The organism is Stenotrophomonas sp. 3diitr2024 (assembly GCF_042136455.1).
GTDB classification, from domain to species: Bacteria; Pseudomonadota; Gammaproteobacteria; order Xanthomonadales; family Xanthomonadaceae; genus Stenotrophomonas; species Stenotrophomonas sepilia.
Map to the genome: position 1 here is coordinate 1 of NZ_JBHHMJ010000236.1, position 3,963 is coordinate 3,963.

The following is a 3,963-nucleotide window of genomic DNA, read 5'->3' on the forward strand; positions in this document are numbered from 1 at the left end:
GGCCGCGGCATCCATGCCGCGGACACCCCCGCAACCGGACCCACCCCGCCTTCGACAGTTCTCCGCGATCCTTCGAATCGGCACGGGGTCGGCTCCCGTTGCTACGCAACGGGCTCTGACCCCGATTGATTTCGTTATCCGACAGAGATTCATTCACGCATGGCGTGGATCCACAGATCGCGGAAATCTGTCGAAGGCGGGGTGGGTCCGGTTGCGGGGGTGTCCGCGGCATGGATGCCGCGGCCAAGCCGCCATGGGTGAGGGCGCTTTGCTTGCGAAGCACTGCTTCGCAAGCGCCCGAACGCACAGCCGCCAGCGGCTGGGCCGGCCTGGGGCTTTACGGCGTCCCCCGCAATCGGATCCACCCCGCCATCCCCCGGAATGCCAGCTCTTGACGTTGACGTTGCCTCTGCAGGTGCAGGGCGCAGCCCTGCTGCTTACTCCAACCCCTGCAGCGGCACCTTCGCCAGCACCCGTGCCCACGGGAACAAGGGCCCCGGATCGCGCTTGCGTGCCACCCTCAGCGTCGGATCATCGCTGGCCGGCACCTGCTCCAGGTCCAGCTGGTCGTGCCCGGCAATCCGCCGCAGCGACGGATAGCGCGCCACCAGCGCCAGCAGCAGCCGCTCCAGCGCTCCCAGCTGTGCCTCGGTGTAGGGCTCGTCCATCGCCTGGTGGCGGCTGTCGAACCAGTCCGGATAGCGCCCGCGGTTGACCAGCTCGATGCCCAGCGTATGCGCGTTCATGCCGCGCACGTGATGGGCCACGCGTTCCGGCGCCACGTACTGCACCACGCTGCCATCGCGGTCGATGTAGAAGTGCCCGCTATTGCCGGCGCCGCTGTCGTACAGCACGCGCTCGCCGTACTCGCGGGCCATCGCCAGATCGGGCAGCTCGGTGCAGTGGATCACCACCATTTCCAGCGAGGCGGGATCCCGCAGCGGCAGTCGGTCGTGATAGGGCAGGGGCTGCAGCTGCAGGCCGGGCAGGAGCGGGTTGGGCATCCGGCGATGCTAGCATTGCGGCATGAACCTGCCTTCCCTTTCCTCGTCGGCCCGCGCCCACGGAGCACGCGCATGAGCCGCGGCCACTGCATCCTCTCCCATGGCTTCGAGAGCGGCCCGGAGGCGACCAAGGTCACCGCGCTGGCCGAGGTGGCGCAACGCCTGGGCTGGACCCACGAGCGCCCCGACTACACCGACCTGGACGCGATGAGCGAGGTCAGCCGGGTGGGCGACGTGCCGACCCGCCTGCGCCGTCTGGTTGAACGCGCCGCCATCGCCGCCCGTCAGGGGCCGGTGGTGCTGGCCGGCTCCAGCCTGGGCGCCTACATCTCCGCCATCGCTTCGCTGCAGGTGCCGGTGGCCGGCCTGTTCCTGATGGTGCCGCCGACCGCCATGGGCCCGATGCCGGCGCTGGACGCCGCTGCGGTGCCGACCACGGTGGTGCAGGCCTGGCATGACGATGTGGTACCGGCTGCCGGCGTGATTGCCTGGGCGCAGGCGCGTTCGGCGCAGTTGCTGCTGGTTGACGATGGCCACCGCCTGGAGCGCCACGTGGAGGCCTCCGCGCAGGCCTTCGAGCGCCTGCTGCGGCAACTGTGAAGCCAGGGCGCACGGCGCGCCCGCCCGCATTGACTACAATGGCAGCCCCGCCGCCCCCGGCGCGGGCCTGCCGGCCGTGCCTACGGCCCTCCTTTCCGACCGGCCCGGCCCCTGTGCCGCGCCCGACCACCTGCGAACCGATCCCGTGAAATTCTTCGTCTCCTGCGCCAAGGGCCTGGAATACCTGCTTGCCGATGAACTGTCGGCCCTGGGCCTTGGCAAGGCCACCGCCACCATTGCCGGCGTCAACGCCGATGGCGAACTGGCGCAGGCGCTGCGGATCGTGATGTGGTCGCGCCTGGCCAGCCGGGTGCTGTGGCCGATCGACGAGTTCGACTGCCCGGACGAGCAGGCCCTGTATGACGGCGTGCGTGCACTGCCGTGGCACGAGCACATCTCGCCGGAGATGACCCTGGCGGTGGATGCGCACGTGTCCGGCGACAAGATCACCCATGCACGCTTTGCCGCGCAGCGGATCAAGGATGCGATCGTCGACCGCATGCGCGACGAAGGCCTGGAGCGGCCTTCGGTCAATACCGATCTGCCCGACGTGCGCGTCAACCTCTCGCTGCGCAAGGGCCGCGCCTCGCTGTCGATCGACCTCGGCGGTGGCCCGCTGCATCGCCGTGGCTGGCGCGGTGCCGCCCACGAGGCGCCGCTGAAGGAAAACCTGGCCGCCGCGCTGCTGCTGCGCGCGCAATGGCCGCGCCTGCATGCCGCCGGCGGTGGCCTGCTGGACCCGATGTGTGGCAGCGGCACGCTGCTGATCGAAGGCGCGCTGATGGCCGCCGACGTTGCCCCAGGCCTGATGCGGCATGGCAGCCTGCCGCCGAGCCGTTGGCTGGGCTTCGACAAGGCGGCCTGGAAGTCCATCCAGAGCGAAGCACGTGAGCGCGAAGCGGCCGGCCTGGCCGCGCTGAAGCCGGTCATCCACGGCAGCGACATCGACCCGGCTGCGATCCAGGCGGCCCGCGAGAATGCCGAGGTCGCCGGCGTCGCCCACGCGATCCGTTTCACCCGCGCCGATGTCGCCGACCTGGCCACGCCGGAACAGGAGATCGGTGCGGTGGTCTGCAACCCGCCGTACGACGAGCGCCTGGCCGCCGATCCGGCGTTGTACCGTGCACTGGGCAATGCCTTGCAGAAGGCAGTGCCGCAGTGGCGCGCCAGCCTGCTGTGCGGCAATGACGAACTGGCCTTTGCCACCGGCCTGCGTGCCAGCAAGAAGTACCAGATGTTCAACGGTGCGCTGGAATGCGCGCTGATCGTCTGCGATCCGATCGCTGTGCCGGGCCGTGATCCGGCACAGCCCCGCGAGCTGAGCGAAGGCGCGCAGATGGTGGCCAACCGCCTGCGCAAGAACCTGAAGAAGTTCAAGAGCTGGCGTGCCCGCGAGGACATCACCTGCTTCCGCGCCTACGACGCCGACCTGCCGGAGTACGCGGCGGCCATCGACGTCTACGAGGAAGAGGGTGGCAGGCGGCGTACCTTCCTGCATGTGCAGGAATATGCGGCACCGGCGGCGATTCCCGAGAACGACGTGCGCCGCCGCCGCAATGAGCTGCTGGCCGCCGCGCGCGAAGTGTTCGGCGTGCCACCGGAACAGGTGTCGATGAAATCGCGCGAGCGCGGCAAGGGCGGCAGCAAGTACGGCCGCTTCGAGCAGCGCGACGAGTTCATCGTGGTGCGAGAGAACAACGCGCTGCTGCAGGTGAACCTGTTCGATTACCTGGATACCGGCCTGTTCCTCGACCATCGCCCGCTGCGCCGGATGATGGCCGAGCAGGTGCGTGGCAAGCGTTTCCTCAACCTGTTCTGCTACACCGGCGTGGCCAGCGTGCAGGCCGCCGTGGCCGGTGCCGCCAGCACCACCAGCGTCGACCTGTCGGCCACCTATCTGCAGTGGTGCTACGACAACCTGGCGCTGAACGGGCAGGGGGGCAACCAGCATCTGCTGGTCCAGGCCGATGCAATGGCCTGGCTGGAAGGCGACCGCGGCCAGTACGACGTGATCTTCTGTGACCCGCCGACCTTCTCCAATTCCGCCCGCGCCGATGATTTCGACGTGCAGCGCGAACAGCTGAAGCTGCTGCGGGCGGCGGTGGCGCGGCTGGCACCGGGTGGCGTGCTGTACTTCTCCAACAACTTCCGCCGCTTCAAGCTGGAAGAGAACGCCATCGCCGAGTTCGCCCAGTGCCGCGAGATCACCGCACGCACGATTGGTCCGGATTTCGAGCGCAACGCGCGCATCCACCGCGCGTGGGAACTGAAGCGGTTGGGGTAAGCCCGGTAGCGCCGGCCGCTGGCCGGCAACTGCGTCAGAACCGTGGAAGGTCCGCGGGATGCCGGCCAGCGGCCG

3 protein-coding genes are annotated in these 3,963 nt (G+C 69.1%); 2 read left to right on the top strand and 1 reads right to left on the bottom strand.

Annotation, left to right across the window (positions count from 1 at the left end; translation table 11 throughout):
• Positions 1 to 437: 437 nt before the first annotated feature.
• Positions 438 to 1,004 carry an N-acetylmuramoyl-L-alanine amidase gene (locus ABGA94_RS05330; RefSeq protein WP_095378319.1) on the bottom strand — a complete coding sequence of 189 codons (567 nt, stop codon included), beginning with the start codon at positions 1,002 to 1,004 and terminating at the stop codon, positions 438 to 440.
• Between the two features lie 72 nt (positions 1,005 to 1,076).
• On the opposite strand from ABGA94_RS05330, the gene ABGA94_RS05335 reads away from it, so the two are divergent.
• Both ABGA94_RS05335 and rlmKL read left to right on the top strand, forming a co-directional pair.
• A complete protein-coding gene (locus tag ABGA94_RS05335) occupies positions 1,077 to 1,604 on the top strand; it encodes an alpha/beta hydrolase (protein ID WP_005415905.1) in 528 nt (175 codons plus the stop codon).
• 145 nt (positions 1,605 to 1,749) lie between these two features.
• Positions 1,750 to 3,888, top strand: coding sequence for a bifunctional 23S rRNA (guanine(2069)-N(7))-methyltransferase RlmK/23S rRNA (guanine(2445)-N(2))-methyltransferase RlmL (rlmKL, locus tag ABGA94_RS05340; RefSeq protein WP_111174703.1), 2,139 nt, complete (start codon positions 1,750 to 1,752; stop codon positions 3,886 to 3,888).
• Positions 3,889 to 3,963 lie beyond the last annotated feature (75 nt).

Coding starts and splice junctions, on each gene's coding strand:
- ABGA94_RS05330 (WP_095378319.1), bottom strand. CDS start 1,004: ATGCCCAACCCGCTCCTGCCCGGCCTGCAGCTGCAGCCCCTGCCCTAT.
- ABGA94_RS05335 (WP_005415905.1), top strand. CDS start 1,077: ATGAGCCGCGGCCACTGCATCCTCTCCCATGGCTTCGAGAGCGGCCCG.